Source organism: Macrococcus brunensis, from assembly GCF_022343725.1.
Classification (GTDB): domain Bacteria; phylum Bacillota; class Bacilli; order Staphylococcales; family Staphylococcaceae; genus Macrococcus; species Macrococcus brunensis.
Map to the genome: position 1 here is coordinate 799,655 of NZ_CP092179.1, position 19,100 is coordinate 818,754.

Annotated in this window: 20 protein-coding genes; 14 read left to right on the top strand and 6 right to left on the bottom strand. The window is 42.8% G+C overall.

The annotated features are described in order from the left end of the window. Genes purM through purD form a run of 4 tightly spaced genes read left to right on the top strand, consistent with a single transcriptional unit; the run spans position 1 to position 4,322 of the window. Positions 1–1,026 (top strand): phosphoribosylformylglycinamidine cyclo-ligase, encoded by a 1,026-nt coding sequence (gene purM, locus MGG13_RS04210; protein ID WP_239035483.1) that lies wholly within the window; start codon positions 1–3, stop codon positions 1,024–1,026. Position 1,027: 1 nt separating this feature from the next. After that, a complete protein-coding gene (gene purN, locus MGG13_RS04215) occupies positions 1,028–1,591 on the top strand; it encodes a phosphoribosylglycinamide formyltransferase (RefSeq protein WP_239035484.1) in 564 nt (187 codons plus the stop codon). A gap of 10 nt (positions 1,592–1,601) precedes the next feature. Continuing rightward, entirely contained in the window at positions 1,602–3,080 is a 1,479-nt protein-coding gene (gene purH, locus MGG13_RS04220) for a bifunctional phosphoribosylaminoimidazolecarboxamide formyltransferase/IMP cyclohydrolase (protein WP_239035485.1), read from the top strand. 9 nt (positions 3,081–3,089) lie between these two features. Beyond that, positions 3,090–4,322 carry a phosphoribosylamine--glycine ligase gene (gene purD / locus MGG13_RS04225; RefSeq protein WP_239035486.1) on the top strand — a complete coding sequence of 411 codons (1,233 nt, stop codon included), beginning with the start codon at positions 3,090–3,092 and terminating at the stop codon, positions 4,320–4,322. Between the two features lie 393 nt (positions 4,323–4,715). Here purD and MGG13_RS11325 read toward each other — a convergent pair whose 3' ends face one another. Further along, on the bottom strand, positions 4,716–4,844 hold the full coding sequence (locus MGG13_RS11325) for a hypothetical protein (protein WP_275416167.1): 129 nt from the start codon (positions 4,842–4,844) through the stop codon (positions 4,716–4,718). Positions 4,845–4,983: 139 nt separating this feature from the next. Here MGG13_RS11325 and auxA point away from each other — a divergent pair, with 139 nt between their 5' ends. The 5 genes from auxA (at position 4,984) to ptsP (ending at position 10,251) form a co-directional block, all read left to right on the top strand. Continuing rightward, positions 4,984–6,261, top strand: coding sequence for a lipoteichoic acid stability factor AuxA (gene auxA / locus MGG13_RS04230; protein ID WP_239035487.1), 1,278 nt, complete (start codon positions 4,984–4,986; stop codon positions 6,259–6,261). A gap of 168 nt (positions 6,262–6,429) precedes the next feature. After that, on the top strand, positions 6,430–7,590 hold the full coding sequence (locus MGG13_RS04235) for a class I SAM-dependent rRNA methyltransferase (protein WP_239035488.1): 1,161 nt from the start codon (positions 6,430–6,432) through the stop codon (positions 7,588–7,590). A 55-nt stretch (positions 7,591–7,645) separates the two neighbouring features. Continuing rightward, entirely contained in the window at positions 7,646–8,173 is a 528-nt protein-coding gene (locus MGG13_RS04240; protein ID WP_239035489.1) for a DUF697 domain-containing protein, read from the top strand. A 102-nt stretch (positions 8,174–8,275) separates the two neighbouring features. After that, positions 8,276–8,542, top strand: a complete 267-nt coding sequence (locus tag MGG13_RS04245; protein ID WP_133451149.1) for a phosphocarrier protein HPr — start codon at positions 8,276–8,278, stop codon at positions 8,540–8,542. After that, the gene (gene ptsP / locus MGG13_RS04250) at positions 8,542–10,251 is read left to right on the top strand and encodes a phosphoenolpyruvate--protein phosphotransferase (protein ID WP_239035490.1); all 1,710 of its coding nucleotides are present in this window, start codon (positions 8,542–8,544) and stop codon (positions 10,249–10,251) included. The genes MGG13_RS04245 and ptsP overlap by 1 nt, the downstream gene beginning before the upstream one ends. A gap of 189 nt (positions 10,252–10,440) precedes the next feature. Here the strand turns inward: ptsP and MGG13_RS04255 are convergent, their stop codons facing one another. Then, entirely contained in the window at positions 10,441–11,214 is a 774-nt protein-coding gene (locus MGG13_RS04255; protein ID WP_239035491.1) for a metallophosphoesterase, read from the bottom strand. Next, a complete protein-coding gene (locus tag MGG13_RS04260; protein WP_239035492.1) occupies positions 11,207–11,431 on the bottom strand; it encodes a glutaredoxin domain-containing protein in 225 nt (74 codons plus the stop codon). Before MGG13_RS04260 ends, MGG13_RS04255 begins: the two co-directional genes overlap by 8 nt. Before the next feature lie 173 nt (positions 11,432–11,604). On the opposite strand from MGG13_RS04260, the gene MGG13_RS04265 reads away from it, so the two are divergent. The 3 genes from MGG13_RS04265 to MGG13_RS04275 are packed head-to-tail and all read left to right on the top strand — an operon-like array spanning position 11,605 to position 14,639. Then, positions 11,605–12,954 (top strand): cytochrome ubiquinol oxidase subunit I, encoded by a 1,350-nt coding sequence (locus MGG13_RS04265; RefSeq protein WP_133431102.1) that lies wholly within the window; start codon positions 11,605–11,607, stop codon positions 12,952–12,954. Beyond that, positions 12,954–13,973, top strand: a complete 1,020-nt coding sequence (locus MGG13_RS04270; protein WP_133431101.1) for a cytochrome d ubiquinol oxidase subunit II — start codon at positions 12,954–12,956, stop codon at positions 13,971–13,973. The genes MGG13_RS04265 and MGG13_RS04270 overlap by 1 nt, the downstream gene beginning before the upstream one ends. A gap of 3 nt (positions 13,974–13,976) precedes the next feature. Beyond that, a complete protein-coding gene (locus MGG13_RS04275; RefSeq protein WP_239035493.1) occupies positions 13,977–14,639 on the top strand; it encodes a potassium channel family protein in 663 nt (220 codons plus the stop codon). A gap of 30 nt (positions 14,640–14,669) precedes the next feature. Here MGG13_RS04275 and rnjA read toward each other — a convergent pair whose 3' ends face one another. Beyond that, positions 14,670–16,346, bottom strand: coding sequence for a ribonuclease J1 (gene rnjA / locus MGG13_RS04280; RefSeq protein WP_133431099.1), 1,677 nt, complete (start codon positions 16,344–16,346; stop codon positions 14,670–14,672). Further along, positions 16,346–16,558, bottom strand: a complete 213-nt coding sequence (locus MGG13_RS04285; RefSeq protein ID WP_133431098.1) for a DNA-dependent RNA polymerase subunit epsilon — start codon at positions 16,556–16,558, stop codon at positions 16,346–16,348. The genes rnjA and MGG13_RS04285 overlap by 1 nt, the downstream gene beginning before the upstream one ends. Positions 16,559–16,734: 176 nt before the next feature. Between MGG13_RS04285 and MGG13_RS04290 the strand changes: the two genes are divergently transcribed. Beyond that, positions 16,735–17,508, top strand: coding sequence for a Cof-type HAD-IIB family hydrolase (locus MGG13_RS04290; RefSeq protein WP_239035494.1), 774 nt, complete (start codon positions 16,735–16,737; stop codon positions 17,506–17,508). A 196-nt stretch (positions 17,509–17,704) separates the two neighbouring features. On the opposite strand, the gene def is transcribed toward MGG13_RS04290, so the two are convergent. After that, positions 17,705–18,259, bottom strand: a complete 555-nt coding sequence (gene def / locus MGG13_RS04295; RefSeq protein WP_239035495.1) for a peptide deformylase — start codon at positions 18,257–18,259, stop codon at positions 17,705–17,707. A 112-nt stretch (positions 18,260–18,371) separates the two neighbouring features. Between def and MGG13_RS04300 the strand changes: the two genes are divergently transcribed. Further along, positions 18,372–19,007 (top strand): YkyA family protein, encoded by a 636-nt coding sequence (locus MGG13_RS04300; RefSeq protein WP_165983044.1) that lies wholly within the window; start codon positions 18,372–18,374, stop codon positions 19,005–19,007. The last annotated feature ends 93 nt before the right edge of the window (positions 19,008–19,100 follow it).

A 19,100-nucleotide genomic window follows, 5' to 3' on the forward strand; every position in this document is an offset into this window, starting at 1 on the left:
ATGTCAGAAGCATATAAATCGTCAGGCGTGGATATCCATGCCGGTTACGAATCTGTAGAACGAATGAAAAAACACGTCACGCGTACGATGCGTCAGGAAGTACTCGGAGGTCTCGGTGGTTTCGGGGCAGCATTCGATCTCTCTCAGCTGGGCATGAAGGCACCGGTCTTAGTTTCAGGGACAGATGGTGTCGGTACGAAACTCCGTCTAGCGATAGATGCAGACCGTCACGATACAATCGGTATTGATGCGGTGGCAATGTGTGTCAACGATATTCTGACAACAGGCGCTCTGCCACTCTACTTTCTAGATTACCTTGCCCTAAACAAAGTAGATCCTGCAATTGTTGAACAGATTGTCAAAGGTGTTGCAGAAGGCTGTGTACAGTCTGAATGTGCACTGATCGGCGGCGAAACAGCAGAGATGGGCGACATGTATCATGCTGGTGATTACGATATCGCCGGCTTCGCAGTCGGAGCAGTTGAAAAAGAGGACTATATCACGGGTGACAAGATTCAGGCGGGCGATGTGATCATCGGTCTGAAATCAAGCGGGATTCATAGTAATGGCTATAGCTTAGTAAGAAAAATTATTCGAGATAATAATATCGACTTAGAAAGTAAAATCGGAGATAAAACTGTTCTTGATACAGTGATTGAACCGACTCGTCTTTATGTCAAAGCAGTCAAAGACATCATCAAGTCGAAGAAAGCACACGGTATGTGCCATATTACAGGTGGCGGCTTTATCGAAAACATCCCGCGTGTACTGCCGGAAGGCTTATCAGCACGTATTGACGTGGCAGAGATTCCGGAGCAGCCGGTCTTCAAATGGCTCGAAGAACAAGGGCAGCTTGACCGCTTGGAGATGTACAATGTCTTCAATATGGGCGTTGGTTTCGTCATCATTACCGCTGAAGCGGATCAGCAGGCAGTTCTTGATTTACTGAAGGCGAGCGGTGAAGAAGGTATTGTGATGGGAAGGATTGAAGAAAACTCAGAACCAATCACGATTACAGGTATTTAGTATGAAAAAAGTGGCGATATTTGCGTCAGGCAGTGGCTCAAATTTCGAAAAGATAATGGCTAATATAGAGGCGGGTTACCTGGACAACATCCAGGTGACAGGTCTTTATGTCGACCAGGCGGACGCATACGCCATTGAACGGGCAAAGCGCTACGCAGTGCCCGTTTATCTTTTCGAGCTGAAAACATTTGCCTCAAAAGAACAATATGAACAAGCGATTTTGGCAAGACTGAAGGCGGATAAGGTCGAATGGCTGATACTTGCCGGTTATATGAAACTCATCGGCCCGACCCTGCTTAAGCCTTATGAAGGGCGCATCCTGAATATCCATCCTTCTCTTCTGCCAAGCTTTCCGGGCAAAGATGCCATCGGTCAGGCAGTCCGCTATGGCTGCCGGGTATCCGGTGTGACTGTTCACTATGTCGATGCCGGCATGGATACCGGGACGATTATCGATCAGGTGGCCTGCCCAGTCTATGCAGACGACACAGCTGAGTCTCTGCAGCCGCGCATACAGGCGATAGAATACGAACTTTATTCCAGAGTTATCAAAAATATCATTTAAGGAGTCAGTCATGAAAAAAGCATTGTTAAGTGTATCAGACAAAACAGGTATCACTGAATTTGCAGCTCAGCTGATTGAGCAGGGATTCGAAATTTTTTCTACAGGTGGCACAAAAAAGACATTGGTCGACCATAACATCGCGGTAAAATCAGTCAGTGAACTGACACAGTTTCCGGAAATCATGGACGGTCGTGTCAAAACGCTTCATCCGAATATTCACGGGGGTATTCTGGCAAACCGTGATATCCCTGAGCATCTAGAAGCACTCAGTGAACATGGCATTGAACTAATCGATCTTGTAGCGGTCAATCTTTATCCATTCGAAGAGACAGTCGCTAAACCGGATGTCACTGAAGCTGACGCCATCGAAAACATCGATATCGGCGGTCCGACGATGCTCCGCGCGAGTGCGAAGAATTTCAAGCATGTTTTAACAGTGGTGGACCCTGCAGACTATACAAGAATCATCGACAACCTGAAGTCTGGACAGGTAGACGAAGCATTCCGTAAAGAGCTGATGATCAAGACATTCAGTCATACAGCCAAATATGATGCTGCTATCGTGGAGTTTTTCAGTGGAGAGAGCACGTCTCTTCGCTACGGCGAGAACCCGCAGCAAAAAGCGAAATTCGTTAAAACATCTGACGCTCCGAATACAATAGCAGGCGCTAAGCAGTTACACGGTAAAGAGCTCAGCTATAACAACATTAAAGATGCGGATGCGACACTTCAGCTTGTGAAGAAATTCAGTGAGCCTGCAGCAGTGGCAGTGAAACACATGAATCCTTGTGGTGTCGGCATCGGTGCAACGATTGAAGAAGCATTTAGTAACGCATACGCTGCAGACAGTCAGTCTATCTTCGGTGGGATTGTCGCTTTGAACCGCGAAGTAGACAAAGCGGCAGCGTCTGCGCTCAGTGAAATTTTCCTTGAAGTAATCATTGCACCAGGCTACAGCGACGAGGCACTTGAATTGCTGACGAAAAAGAAGAACATCCGTCTACTTGAAATTCAGATGGATGCAGAAGCTGAGACAGAAGAATTCGTCTCTGTGTCAGGCGGCTATTTAGTTCAGGACAAAGATACAGCAGTGCTGACGCGTGACGACATGACGGTCGTTACAGAAGCGCAGCCGACAGAAGAACAGTGGCAGGCGATGGAACTTGGCTGGACAGTCGTAAAAAGCGTGAAAAGTAATGCTATTGTGCTGGCAAATCCGAAGCAGACAGTCGGCATCGGTGCGGGTCAGATGAACCGTGTCGGCGCAGCGAAGATTGCGATTGAACGTGCAATTGAAATGAACGACAATGTGATTTTAGCGAGTGATGGTTTCTTCCCGATGAGCGATACAGTAGAGACAGCTGCAGCAGCAGGCATCAAATGTATCATCCAGCCAGGCGGCTCAATTAAAGACCAGGATTCGATTGATGCAGCAAATAAACTCGGCATTGCTATGGTAACAACCGGCATGCGTCACTTCAAACACTAGGAGGCTCTTATGAAAGTACTTGTAATCGGTTCAGGTGGTCGTGAGCACGCACTTAGCCATAAGCTTAAGCAGTCTGAACGTGTAGACGAAGTTTTCGTGATACCAGGTAACGATGCGATGGTCAATGTAGCAACAGTCGTCAGTGATATTAAAGAGACAGAGCATGACCAGATTCTGAACTTCGCTAAAGAACAGGGTATAGAATGGGTCGTCATCGGGCCGGAACAGCCGCTGACAGAAGGACTTGCGGATGTACTGACGCAAGCAGGCATCAAAGTGTTTGGTCCGAATCAGAAGGCGGCCCAGATTGAAGGTTCTAAGTCATTTGCGAAGGAACTGATGGCGAAATACGATATTCCGACAGCGGAGTATGCAGTCGTAACAACGAAACAGGAAGCACTTGACTACTTAGACAGTCATCCTGCGCCGATTGTGCTGAAACAGGACGGCCTTGCTGCCGGTAAAGGGGTCATTGTAGCGATGACACACGAAGAAGCAGTCGGTGCGATTGAACTCTTCTATCAGAATGGTGACGCTGAAGTGGTATTTGAGGAGTTTCTGGCAGGTGAAGAGTTTTCACTCATGGTCTTTGTCAATGATGATTTCATCATTCCATTTGATGTGATTGCACAGGACCATAAGCGTGCCTATGATGGTGACTTAGGCCCTAACACTGGCGGTATGGGTGCCTATTGTCCAGTGTCACATATCAGCGATGATGTATTAAAAGTGACGAACGAGACCATCGCCTATCCGATAGCACGCGCGATGCATGAAGAGGGGCTGAATTATTTCGGCTTACTCTATATTGGTGCCATCATTACAGAAGACGGACCAAAAGTCATCGAATTCAACGCTCGTTTCGGTGATCCGGAATGTCAGGTGCTGCTGACGAAAATGGAGAGCGACTTGATTGAAGTGCTTGAAGCACTTGAGAGAAAAGAAGATATTCAACTGCAGTGGTCTGATGATGCGGTCGTCGGTGTCGTCCTTGCTTCAGAAGGTTATCCAGGCAGCTACGACAAAGGTCATAAAGTCTATGGTTACGACGGTTCGCTTGATTATTACATCAGCGGCCTGAAAAAAGAAGAAGACTGGGTGACGTCAGGTGGCCGTGTCATGCTGGCCGTCGGTAAAGGGGCTAGTATCCAGGAAGCTGTTGAAAGAAGTTATAAAAAAGTAGGACAGATTACAAGTGACGGCTTGTTTCATCGAAAAGATATCGCACATCGTGCATTGTAGTAGGAAGCGAGACTTGCAAGAGCAGGTCTCGCTTTTTTATCGTTTTGAGTAAGTTACCAGCGATAAACGTGAAATATCGCTGCTAACTCGTGTTGAAGCAACGATTCCAGGTAGCTATCAGCGATGAACGTGAAATATCAATGCTAACTCGTGTTAAAGCATCGATGCCAGGTAGTTATCAGCGATAAACATGAAATATCGCTGCTAACTCGTGTTGAAGCAACGATATCAGGTAGTTACCAGCGATAAACGTGAAATATCGCTGCTAACTCGTGTTAAAGCATCGATGCCAGGTAGTTATCAGCGATGAACGTGAAATATCGCTCGTAACTACTACATAACCCTCATCCCATTAAAAAAAGCGAGGCCGCAGCCTCGCTTATGCTATCTATATTATTCAAATGTATTCTGTACGTCTTCGTGAGTTGCTTCTTTACCTGTTTCGTGTTGATCGTTTTGTTCTACTGGTTCTTTCGCTTTTTCAGCATCTTCTTTATGTTGTTCGATTTTATCGTTTGTCATGATAAATTCCTCCTTAATGATGATAGTCTGTTATTCCCGGAAAAAATCGCTCCTAAACATCTAATACTTAAGTCTGATATTTCCATTTATAAGGGACAAATGTCCTTGTTTTCACTATAATAAGGCGTGAGGTGAAATCATGAAATGGTTTAAAAATAACATAGAAGTCCTGATCGGCTATCTGCTTGGCGCATTGCTTCTTGGCATGGGTCTTTTTATATTTTTCAATGCTGATGAGATTGTTCATTTTAAGGAGATCGCCATCAACCGTCTCCATATGGCACAGCTGTCTGACTTCATCAATATTTATAGTTATGCCTTTATAGAACTGCTTAGTCATTACATCATAGCTTATCCCTACATCTATAGCTTGATATTTGTCCTTTACGGACTAGGTCTTTTCTATATCAGTCGTACCCTGAAGAAAACAACGGCCCATGATTCGCAGATTTCTATTTTTTATCTGATGACGGCTATTTTCTTATTTTTATTGACGGCGCTCTTTATGTTCAAGGTCTACCATATTTACGCGCTGTTTTATTTTGCAGCATTTCTACTGCTCGTCTTCTTCGTGCTGAACCGTCGTCACTTAAATAGTGAGTTCCGCAAGCTGCATTACCTGATTCTGATTTTCATCTTCGGTCTGGCATATATCGTGACGCAGAATCATGTCTATGACCAGCTTGTAGATGAAAAGGTGACGCCACTCGATTTGATGGCACTGAATTTCTTCTTTATTCTTTTCTCCGGCATGGGAGCACTTGCGTTAGGCAATTACGTTTTTCTGCACCGTGCGAAGAAGATAGATCCGGCAGAACATGCGATGCGTCGAGCCAATAAACGTAAACGGGATAAAAAATTCAGTCGTGCCATCAATCACCAGACAAATGATGCACTGCAGCAGTTATCTGAACAGTCGATGAAGATTGATGAAAGACTGATGCTCAGCTGGAATCGTTTCAAAGAAGGCGTCCGCCGTAAAATCAATCTACAGGATGAAGATATCCCGCGCTGGATGCGCAAGCCGAAATGGTTTAATTTCTTCCAGGTTGAAGTCATCTTCGGTGTACTGATTCTGATGCTGACCCTGATTGAACTCAATAACCGTAATATTCTGTTCAATGTCAGCAAGTTTAATGTCGTGAAGATGCAGTACTTTTATGAGTGGCTCAGTCTGTTTCTGCTTTTTGTAGTGGGCGTTCTCTATTTAGTCTTTACGATTCTGATTCATATCCGCCACCGAGGCTACTTCGGGCAGCTGTTCACAATCTCGATTCTCTTTATTGAGATCATCACGAGTTTCTATTTGATGCTCTTTAAAGGAATTTCAGTATCACTGTTTATTCCACCTGTTATAGTACTGCTTGTTCTCCTTGTCACACCACTGTTTTTCAATCATTTACGTAAAAATTACTAATTGCTATTGTATAACAGTTTGCAGTCCATTATAATAAAGATGTGCAGTGATGGGAGAATAGCACTTTGGGGAAAGTGCTGTGATAAAACAAGAGCGTTTCATTAAGGATGCCTGGGGAGGCATCCTTTTTGTGTTATAGTGGAGAAAACAGAAAAAGAAGGTGCAGACATGAAGAAAGTAGTTTTAAAACATAAGCACGATAAAAAGTATCGCGACGGTTACCTCGTGCTGGAAGAAGCGGATATTTTCGATATGGATACAATGAACGAGGGTGAACGCTTTGTTTTGAAGGCGTCAGACGGCACTGACCTCGGTCTTTTTTATTTTGGTCGCCAGAATCGCGGGGCAGGCTATAAAATCGGTGACAATCTTGAGACTAAACTAGATACGCATTTCTTTAAGCTGCTCTTTGAAGCGGCAAAAGAAGAACGCGAGTCACTTTACAATTCTGGGCATACGAATGCTTTTCGTGTCTACAATGGTGAAGGAGATGGCCTTGGCGGATTTACGGTTGATGACTACGATGGGCATTTTCTGATTCAGTGGTACTCAAAAGGCATCTATCATTATAAAGATGTGATTGTTGAAAGTCTGCAGGAGATCTTTGACTACAAAACGCTTTATGAGAAACTCAGATTCGATAAAAATGTCCCGACTCATCGTATCAGTGAAGAAGCGGTGGAGTTTCCGATCATCATTACAGAGAATGATTTATTCTATACGATCAACTTTGAAGAGGGGCCGATGACAGGAATCTTCCTTGACCAGCGAGATGTCCGCAATAAAATCATGTCACTCGATCTGAAGAAACCGATGCTGAACTTGTTTGCTTATTCAGGCGGTTTCAGTGTAGCGGCAGCGAAAAATGGTCTTGAAACAGTCAACGTTGATATCGCAAAGCGCTCACTGGAACTGATTGAGCAGAACTTCGCCTTAAACGAAATCAATATCGACAAACAGCTGCTCTATACGATGGATGTCTTTGATATGCTGAAATACTGTGCACGTAAGAAAATGCTTTTTGACCTGATCGTTATTGATCCACCTAGTTTCTCGCGTTCCAAGAAGAAGCGTTTCAGCGTCAAGGATAACTATCATGAACTCATTGAAGGCGCTCTGCCAATCTTAAATCGCGGCGGCTACATGGTACTGAGTACCAATGCCAGCAATTATTCGCTGCCACAGTTCAAAAAAATGATTCACGATACATTGGCAGGCAGAGAATATGAAATTACTGATGTCATGGGGCTGCCGAAAGACTTCAAAACAACGAATTCATACAAACCCTCTAAGTATCTGAAAGTGGTCTTCGTTAAAATTCTTGATTAAAACTGACCATTTCCGGGAATAACACATTAACTTTATAAAAAAGGACGTGTCATTAATGGGAATTTTAGATACAGTAATCAACCAAGTCGGTAAAACCATCAATAAGGACGAAAAAACGGTTCTTTATTCACTGCCGACTTCAGAAGCAGAACTGATTGAACGACGTCAGCAGGCAGACAAAGTCATCCAGAACAAAGCGCTGATGAGTTCGGCTGCTTCTGTCGTACCGATTCCGGGTATTGACGTCGGGGTTGATCTGAAACTGATGAAAGATATTATTGAAGACATCAATAAAGTCTACGGACTGAGTCATAAACAGGTCAACAATATGGCTGCAGATATGAAACAGCAGGTCATGTTTACAGCGGCGAAAAAGGGTAGTGACTTTATCGGACGTAATATCACAACGAAGCTGCTGACAGTCGTATTGAAGGCTTTTGCTAAACGCGAGGCAGCGAAACAAGTCAGATGGATTCCAGTTGTAGGACAGGCAGTGGCTGCGGGTATCAGCTATAAGCTGATGAAGAAACTGGGCGAAGATCACGCGAAGAAATGTGATCAGGTCGCACGCAGTTTAATGTAATTGTCTAAAAATTTGAAGTATCGGCTATGATTTGCTATTCTAAATCTGTATAGACATAAGGTTTATATATAAAATTATGCAACCTAAAGGAGAAGATGAACGATGGAACAACAAAGCTATGTCATTATCGACGAAACAGGTATTCACGCACGTCCGGCAACAATGCTGGTACAGACTGCAAGTAAATTTGATTCAGATGTGCAATTAGAATACAACGGTAAAAAAGTGAATCTTAAATCTATTATGGGCGTAATGAGTTTAGGTGTCGGTAAAGACGCTGAAATCACTGTATATGCTGAAGGTACTGATGAAAAAGAAGCGATTCAGGCAATCAGTGACGTATTATCTAAAGAAGGTCTGACTAAATAATGTCAATGACTTTAAAAGGAATCGGCGCTTCAGATGGCGTTGCAATTGCAGAAGCTTATCTGCTAGTTGAACCCGATTTATCTTATAATGATCAGAAAGTAACAGATACTGAAGCAGAAGTAGCAAAGTTTAAAGCAGCTCTTAATGAATCAAAAGTAGAACTCACGCAGATTAGAAACAATGCGGAAGTCGCTCTTGGTCCAGATAAAGCAGCTATCTTTGATGCCCATTTACTTGTGCTTGAAGATCCTGAACTGATCAATCCGATTGAAGAAAATATCCGTAACAACCAGACAAATGCACCGAGTGCTTTGATGGAAGTTGCGAATAACTTTATCACTATTTTTGAATCAATGGATAATGAATATATGAAAGAGCGTGCCGCGGATATCCGTGACGTTTCTAAACGTGTGCTTGCGCATCTGTTAGACGTTACTTTACCTAATCCAAGTACGATTGATAAAAATGTAGTCATTATCTCTCATGACTTAACACCATCAGATACTGCACAGCTGAACAAAGAATTTGTTAAAGGGTTCGCAACTAATATAGGTGGCCGTACAAGTCACTCTGCTATTATGAGCCGCTCTTTAGAAATTCCGGCTGTAGTGGGTACTATAGATGTGACGAAGTCAATCAAACAAGGTGATATTGTCATCATCGACGGTTCTACTGGAGATGTTATCATCAATCCTGATGAAAACATGATTTTTGCTTACAAAGATAAACAAGCGAAGTTTATTCAGGACAAAGAAGAGCTGAAACAGCTTGTCAATGACAAAACAGAATCAGCAGACGGTGTTCACGTTGAACTTGCTGCTAATATCGGTACACCTGACGACTTAGAAGGTGTTATAAATAACGGTGCTGAAGGTATCGGTCTTTACCGTACAGAGTTCCTTTATATGGGTCGTGAGTCAATGCCGACTGAAGATGAACAGTATGAAGCTTATAAACGCGTTCTTTCAGAAATGAAAGGGAAACGCGTCGTTGTCCGTACACTGGATATCGGTGGCGACAAAGAGCTGCCATACTTAAACTTACCGCACGAAATGAATCCATTCCTTGGTTACCGTGCGATTCGTCTCTGCTTAGACCAGCAGGACATCTTCAGAACACAGCTTCGTGCGTTACTTCGTGCATCGACTGAAGGTCATTTAAGCATCATGTTCCCGATGATTGCGACAATCAATGAATTCCGTCAGGCGAAAGCGATTTTAGAAGAAGAAAAAGCGAAGTTAAAAGATGAGAAGGTTAAAGTCGCAGATGATATCGAAGTGGGTATCATGGTCGAAATTCCTTCAACAGCAGCTATGGCTGACATCTTTGCTAAAGAAGTGGACTTCTTCAGTATCGGTACGAATGACCTGATTCAATACACGATGGCAGCTGACCGTATGTCAGAACGTGTCTCTTACCTGTATCAGCCGTATAACCCGGCTATCCTGCGTCTAGTGAAACAAGTCATTGACGCCAGCCATAAAGAAGGCAAATGGACAGGTATGTGCGGTGAAATGGCCGGAGATACAACAGCAATTCCTTTATTATTAGGACTTGGCTTAGATGAGTTTTCTATGAGTGCAACAAGCATCCTGAAAGCACGTCGTCAGGTCAAGAACTTAAATAGAGGTCAAATGGAAAAACTGGCAGAACAGGCGCTTAACTGTGCGACACAGGAAGAAGTCGTTCAGCTCGTTAACAACCAGTAATATAGAAATTTTAACAGCGATAGCTCTGATTAAATTCAGAAGTTATCGCTGTTTTTATTTTAAAAGACTGCTGTAAGTAAGGAGGAAAGTCCCGCAAACAGGATCTGCGGGACTTTGCGCTGTGGCCACAGTCTTTAAATAGTCATTCATAGTTAAAAAGCCATATCCTGTCCCGGGATATGGCTTTTATCACTTAATATTAAATAAAGTTATTTCTGGTGGGCAGAAGAGACGGATAGGCAGATGAGTCGTTCCGAGACCGGGCGATACATGAAGCGTCATCTTACCTACTTTGTAAAGACCCCTGACGTATTTTCGTCCAAGTTGCGGTCTGACAGGTGCACCGAGTAACGGAATCCGAATCTGTCCACCATGACTATGGCCGGAGAACTGCAAATCGATGCCAAATTGTTCAACAAAATCTGCATAGTCAGGCTCATGGACAATCATCATGGTCATCATGTCCTCTGGACGGTTTTTCAGCGTCTGATAGACATTCCCTTTACTATTGATGACATCGTCCAGACCTCCTAAGAAAATTGGCTCAGAATCATAATTGAGTAGCACACCTGTATTCGTCAGCAGCTGAATATGGCTTGCACTGAGTATACGATTGATCCTCGGTGTCTGATGAATACGCTGATCATGGTTGCCATAAGAGAAGAAGACGCCGAGTGGTGCTTTCAATGTCTTAAGAAGTGGAATAAGATGCTCCGGGTTCTGGTAATAGTCTATATTATCAAACAGGTCGCCTGAAATAATGATAAGGTCAGGGTGCAAGTCATTGATGATCTGGATATGGTAAATAAGGTCATCATAACTATAGTGAAAGCCGAGATGCAGATCAGAAATATGGATGACTTTAAGTGGTTCTGCATGCGGCTGTCTCAATAATTTGAGTGAATGCTTTTTGATGACAACATCTTCTTTTTTAGACTTAAAAGGCAGCCACTTCTTATTCATGTATCAGCGCTTCTATTCTATCCATATCGACTGAATGGATGACTTCGCCATTAATGATGATCAGCGGTGTACTGAATGCATCCATGTCCATCATTTCCTGACGATATGCACTGTTCTTAATATTCTTTTCGGTAAAAGGGAGATTCTGCCCTTTAAAATAGTTTTTGATATACTGGCACGGTGGGCAGCTATCCTGTGTATAAATGGTAATATTCATTCAATCATCTCCAAGTTGTAATCTTTATCATCGTAGCGTTTTCTGTATAAAATTTCAAACTTTGTTCACTAAATCTTTACAAAATAAATGAGCCATCTATTAGAATAATAGGGAATGGTCTAGTATAATAAAACTATTAAATTTGTGATAAAAATCACATAAGGAGGAAATTAATGGATGCTGTTGTTATCAGCAGATTACTGACAGGTATGACGCTGGCATTTCATATTATTTTTGCAACGATAGGTGTTGCTTTACCATTTATGTTCATGATTGCGGAAGGGCTCGGCCTTTACAAGAAAGACCCTGCGTATCTCGCTATGGCAAAACGCTGGGCGAAAGGTTTTACGATTACAGTCGCAGTGGGTGTTGTTACCGGTACAATCATTGGTCTGCAGTTATCACTCTTATGGCCATCATTTATGCGTATCGGTGGACAAGTCATTGCACTGCCACTCTTCATGGAAACTTTCGCATTCTTCTTTGAAGCGATTTTCTTAAGTATTTATCTATATACATGGGACCGTTTCAAAAACCGCTGGCTGCACTGGTTACTGACGATTCCAATCATCATCGGTTCTACGATGAGTGCCCTGTTCATCACAAGTGTGAACTCATTTATGAATACACCGGAAGGCTTCGATATGGTTAACGGCCAGCTGGTTAATATCGATCCGGTTGCGGCCATGTTAAACAGTTCTTTCTTCGTGCGTGCATTCCACGTAGTGACAACAGGCGGCATGACAATCGCCTTTATGTTAGCCAGTATTGCTGCTGTTAAGTTACTGCGCAATAAGTTTGACAGCGACCGCGCTTATCATAAAAAAGGCTTAAAAGTGACGGTACTGACAGGTCTTATTTTCTCACTTTTTGCGATGATGGCAGGTCACGCTTCAGCACAGTTCCTGCATCACGAACAACCTGAGAAATTAGCTGCTATGGAATGGCATTTTGATACGAGCAGCCGTGCTGACCTTGTTCTGTTTGGTACGGTCGATGAAAAAGCACAGGAAATCAAAGGGGCTATTAAAATTCCGGGCATGCTGAGCTTCCTCGCGGATAACAGTATTGATACTGAAATCAAAGGACTGAATGAAATACCAGTAGACGAACGTCCACCGCTTGTCATTCATTACTTTTTTGACTTAATGGTGTTCTTCGGGGTCTTCTCGTTCGCGATTTCTGTTCTGTACTTTATACTGAAGAAATTCAAGAAAGACTGGGCGCACCATTCCTTCATGCTCTATATGATTGCACTGACTGGCCCTATGAGTATGCTGGCGATTGAATTCGGCTGGTTCTTAGCAGAGATGGGTCGACAGCCATGGATTTTAAGAGGCTACATGAAAGTAGCAGAAGGTGTGACACAGGCTAACGGGGTTTCACTGACACTCGCAGCTTTTGCCCTCCTGTACTTAATTCTTGGCTTCTCATGTGTGTATGTACTGATTCGTATCTTTAAAGATAAACCCGCGGTCATCGATATTGAAAATAACCGCGCTAATGTAGGAGGAGAAGCTTAATGGACTATCAGCACATAGGAATCACTGTACTGTGGACATTTCTCTATGGTTACATCATAGTTGGCGCCGTCGATTTCGGCGCCGGTTTCTTTATGCTTTATGCAAAAATCATCAAAAAAGATCATATCATCAATGAACTGGTATCCCGGTATTTGAATCCGGTATGGGAAGTGACGAATGTTTTCCTCGTCTTCTTCTTTGTCGGTATCGTCGGATTCTTCCCAGATACGGCCTATTACTTCGGAACCACTTTACTTATTCCTGCTTCCATTGCATTGATTTTACTGACCATCCGTGGCGCATTCTATGCATTTGAGACGTACGGTAAAGATACGAAGTTCCAGTGGGTCTTTCTATACGGTATGACGGGGCTTCTGATTCCTGCGTCATTCTCTACTGTACTCACTATCTCTGAAGGTGGTTTTATTGAGAAGACTAAGAATGGTGTATCACTGGATTATTTTGAACTGTTGATGAGCCCGTATGCATGGGCAGTCGTCTTCTTATCTATCGTTTCTGTGCTGTATATCTCATCAGCATTCCTGACTTATTACGCACATAAAGCAGATGATAAGCCGGCCTATGAACTGCTTAGAAAATGGTTTATGATCTGGGCAGGTCCAATGATTGTCATCTGTCAGTTCGTTTTCTTAAGCTTAAGACAGCATAATGCTGAACACTTTAATACTGCTGTTACACATTACTGGTGGCTCTTCGGCTTAAGTATTGTTTTCTTCCTGATCGGTTTCGTCCTGATCTGGCAGCGCCGCAACCACGGTATCGCGTTTATTGCTATCATGATTCAGTTCGCATTAGCGTTCTTCGGCTATGGTATCAGTAAGATGCCTTATATTCTCTATCCTTATATCGACTTAAATCATGCAGTGGTAAATGATTCGATGGCACTTGCACTGGTGATTGTATTTATTGCAGGTTTACTTTTACTTGTTCCTTCTTTAGTATTATTACTGAGATTATTCATCTTTGATGCAGATTACGTCTCAGGAAAACGGAGGTAGGGAATGGAAAAGGAATTTGTAGTCATCGGACTCGGTCGATTCGGTGGCAGTATCGTCAGAGAACTGAATAAACTGGACATCGATGTCATGGCCATTGACAGCGATGAGGCGCGTGTCAACGAATACGCAGACATCGCAACCCATGCGGTCATCGCAGATTCTACAGACGAAACTGTTCTGAAGAGTCTGGGTATCCGGAACTTTGACCATGTCGTCGTCGCTATTGGGGACAATATCCAGGCCAGTATTCTGACGACCCTGATTTTAAAGGATTTAGGGGTTGCGAAAGTAACCGCTAAAGCACAGAATGACTATCACGCGAAGGTGCTGGATAAGATAGGAGCAGACACGGTTATCCATCCTGAAAGGGATATGGGCAGACGACTCGCTCACAAACTGTCTAACTCTTCTATCATGGATTATCTGGAACTTGCTGATGAGCATTCAATCGTTGAGATTATTGCAGGTCCTAAACTTGAAGACATGTCTTTACTGGATTTAGATCTTCGTGCAAATTACGGACTGAATATCATAGCGATTAAGCGTAATGGGCATATCACAGTCTCACCGGATCCAGGTGAGTACATCCAGCGTGGAGATATCCTCATTGTTATCGGTCATGATAATGACCTCGGCCGATTTGAGAGTAAATTAGAAGATAACTAAAAAGCTGAACAGCATTTGCTGTTCAGCTTTTTAGTTATCGACGTTCATAATCATCGGCAGAATCATCGGGCGACGAGCTGTCTTATCATAAAGATAAGGCGAGAGGCTTTCCGTGATTGCATTTTTGATATGATGCCATTCAACGTTTTCTGTATTGTTCAGTTTCTCGATAACTGTTTTCTTGATCATGCGCTGTGCGTCGTAAATCAGATGACCGGATTCACGCATATAGACAAAGCCGCGTGAAATGATGTCTGGTCCCGATAAAAGTTGCCCAGTTCTGAAATCGATGCTGACAACGACAATAACAAGTCCATCTTCAGACAGAATCTTACGGTCTTTAATGACGACATTACCAATGTCACCAATACCGCTGCCGTCAACAAGAATATTACCCGACTGGATCTTACCTGCATGGCGGGCTGAATCATGTGTCAGAGCGAGCACGTCCCCGTTTTCATGGATAAAGACATTATCAGGATTCACGCCGCAGTCGATACCAAGTTGACCATGCAGCTTCTGCATACGGTATTCACCGTGAATCGGCATGAAGAACTTCGGCTTAATTAAACGAAGCATCAGTTTCTGTTCTTCCTGAGAACCATGACCTGATGTATGGATGTTAGACAGTTTACCATGAATCACATCTGCGCCTGCTTTATAGAGTGCATTGATCGTTCTGTTGACACTCTTCGTATTACCCGGAATAGGGGAACTTGAGAAGATAACAGTGTCATCAGGAATGATGCTGACCTGACGGTGTGTACCATTAGCGATACGTGACAGTGCAGCCATCGGTTCACCTTGAGAACCTGTACAGAGGATGAGCAGTTTGTGCTTCGGAATACTGTTGATCTTGTTCGCTTCTACAAATGTCTCAGGGGGTACTTTAATATAACCAAGTTCTGTACCGATTTTGATATTGTTTTCCATAGAGCGGCCGAAGATGACAATCTTGCGGTCGAACTTAACCGCTGCTTCGATAGCCTGCTGTACACGGTAAATATTTGACGCGAAAGTAGCGAAGATAATACGACCTGTACATTTACGGAAAATCTGTTCAACGCTTTGACCGACCGCACGTTCACTGATTGTAAAGTTCGGTACTTCTGCATTCGTTGAGTCAGAAAGCAGGCAGAGTACGCCTTCTTCACCAAGAGCAGCCATACGAGCGATGTTCGCAGGTTCACCGACTGGCGTAAAGTCAAACTTGAAGTCACCTGTATGAACGATTTTACCTTCTGGCGTGTGTACGACGACACCGTATGCTTCCGGAATGGAGTGAGTCGTTAAATAGAACGTCACTTTCAGATTATCAAATTCAAAGACACTGTCTTCTGTAATCGGATTCAGTGAAGCCGTACGCAGAAGGTGATGTTCTTCAAGCTTGTTGCGGATCAGCCCAAGTGCGAGCGGACCGCCGTAAATAGGTATATTCAGCTGTTTAAGTAAGAAAGGTACACCACCGATATGGTCTTCGTGACCATGTGTGATGAAAAGACCTTTAATCTTGTGCTGATTCTGCACAAGGTAAGTGTAGTCCGGAATCACATAGTCGATTCCGAGTAAGTCATCATCCGGGAACTTAATCCCTGCATCGATGACGATAATTTCATCTTTATATTCAATAGCATAGGTGTTTTTACCGATTTCGCCCATTCCACCTAGCGCGAATACGCCGACTTCATTTTTTTGCAGGAGATTCATTAGATAGTCTCCACTTTAAATGCAGGTGATTTCTCTTCATATTCGAGATGTGCACCTTCAAGTTTTTGAACGAATTCAATGTTGTAAGGGCGATCTGCTAATGATTTACGGACTTGTTCTTCCGTTTCAGCTTCAACATATAGAACTTTCGTGTTTTCGCGAATGATAACTTCGCTTCTGTCTTCCTGATAAAATACTTTAAAAATTGCCATATATATATCCTCCTAAATGAATAATTAACATAAATAAGGCCCTAGCTGCTCTAGGGCTCTTCACCGTACAGATTGTATGAGTATCTTTATTTTACATGAAGTCGAGTGGGAGTGCAAAGTAAAAACTAGAGTTTAGCAATAAAGTGAGATATGGTTAAAGAAAAGGAGGAATCACTTTGACACAAAAACTGATTTTTTTCGATATAGATGGCACACTTTATGACAGACAGCATCATATTCCGGAAACAACACATGCGACGATCCGTCAACTGAAAGAAGCGGGGCATACACTCGCTATTGCCACAGGTCGTGCGCCTTATAATATGCAGCAGGTCATGGCGGATACGAAGATTCCGAATTTCGTTGCTTATAACGGTCAGTACGTCGTTTATAACTCTGAAGTGATCTACCGTAATCCACTGGACACGCAGACACTGACGAAACTTGAGAAGCTGGCAAGAGAGCACGACCATCCGATGGTATTTTTAGGAGAAAAAGAAGCGGTATCCAATATTGAACATCACGACCATATTACAGAAAGTATGGGTTCTATTAAGTTGGAGCATCCAAGATTTGAGGATGGTTATTTTCAGCATCATGAGATTTTTCAGGCACTCCTCTTTCAGGTAAGCGAAACGGATGCTGTCTATAATGACAAATACCCGCTTATTAAGTTCTATCGCTGGCATGAGTTCAGTCGGGACGTCGTGCCATCCAACGGTTCAAAAGCAGAAGGAATCAAAAAGTTTGCTGAGAAGCTGGGATTCAGTCAGGCAGATGTCATTGCAGTAGGTGACGGCAACAATGACTTCGAAATGATAGAATGGGCTGGAACAGGCATTGCGATGGGTAATGCAGTCGAAGGACTCAAGCAAGGTGCAGATTTTGTGACCACTGATGTAGAGGATAATGGGATACAGAATGCATTCAAGAAGCTGGGGTTAATTTAATAGAGAAGTGAGTAGTGATTTGGATTGGTATTCTGCAGCAACGTCCCGGAAACAGCTCTAGCGGGACGTTACGCAGGAGAATCCAGCGAAACAAGAGGTGCAACGTCCTGGAAACAGAATCTGCGGGACGATACTCATGCCGCTTCCAACTCAGACTCAAAAAAAGAGTTGCCAGTAAAACTACTGGCAACTCTTTTTATTCGACTGCTGTCGCATTCGCTTCAGGTTTAAATGGATCAACCTCATTGATGTGGTCATAGAACATGACACCATTCAAGTGATCAATCTCATGCTGCACGACAATAGCAGCGAAACGGTTAAGACGAAGCTTGACTTCTTCACCTTCACGATTAATAGCTTTCACTGTAATACGGGCATAGCGGTGAACGAGTCCTGGTATGCTCTCGTCTACACTGAGGCAGCCTTCACCTTGAGGGAGGTAGGCTTTCTCCACGCTGTGACTGACAATCTTTGGATTGAACAGCTGGTGCGTAATGTAATCCTCTTTCTGTTCATCATAGAAATGAATGACGAGCAGACGTTTCGCAATATTAAGCTGAGGTGCGGCGAGTCCGACGCCACTTCTCAGCTTATATTTTTTAGCTATCTTGTCATCCTGACTGTTTTTCAGGAATTCAAGCATGTCATCAGCGAGCTGAACATCTTCCTGTGATAATGGTAGACTGACTTCCTGTGCTTTCTCTCTTAACGTCGGATGTCCGTCTCTGATGATGTCTTTCATGGTTAACATGTAATCACTCCTTTTTTATAATATAGCAGAAACAACGCACTAGGATAAACATTGAATCACTTTTTAAAAAAGGCTACTATAAAACTGAATGATAAAGGAGGAAATAATAAATATGAAGAAACTAGTAATAGCAGGACTGTCAGTGATGATGCTTGCAGGCTGCGGCAATAAGACTGAACAGTTAGAAGAATTCTACACACAGATTGATACGGTCAACGCTAAAGAAAAACCGGTAGTAGAAGTCAATAAAAATCTGCAGAAGCTCGAATCTGAAAAAGTGGAACTGTTCAATAAAATCAGCAAAGCTAAAAAACAGGAAATTAAAGTCATCAATAATACAGCAACAAAACTGGTTAAAAATGCATCTGCAAGAAGTGCAGCAATCGACAAAGAGATTAAAGCTTATGATGAATCTGAAGCTGAATTTAAAAAAGCGAAAGATTTAGCAAGCGAAATTAAAGATAAAGATCAGAAAAAAGAAGCGTCTGACCTGACGAATGCACTTGAAAAGAAATACAAAGAGCATGATGGTCTGATGACTGCATACAAAGATGTACTGAAGAAAGAAAATGATTTATTCAAGTACTTAGAGGGTAAAAGTCCAGAGACGAGTGAAGTCAATTCTAAGATTGAAAATCTGAATAAATCAACAAGTGCTTTCCAGAAAAATATGACGACTTTCAATAAAACGATGGAACAAGTTCAAAAGGAATCCGGCGACATCGTCAAATTATTAAACGATAAATAATTGTTTTATAACAGCAAGTGTTAAATGAGTATTACAGAGTGTTAAAACCTACTTAATACAGTAAATACACCCTTGAAATTGTTATGGAATTTT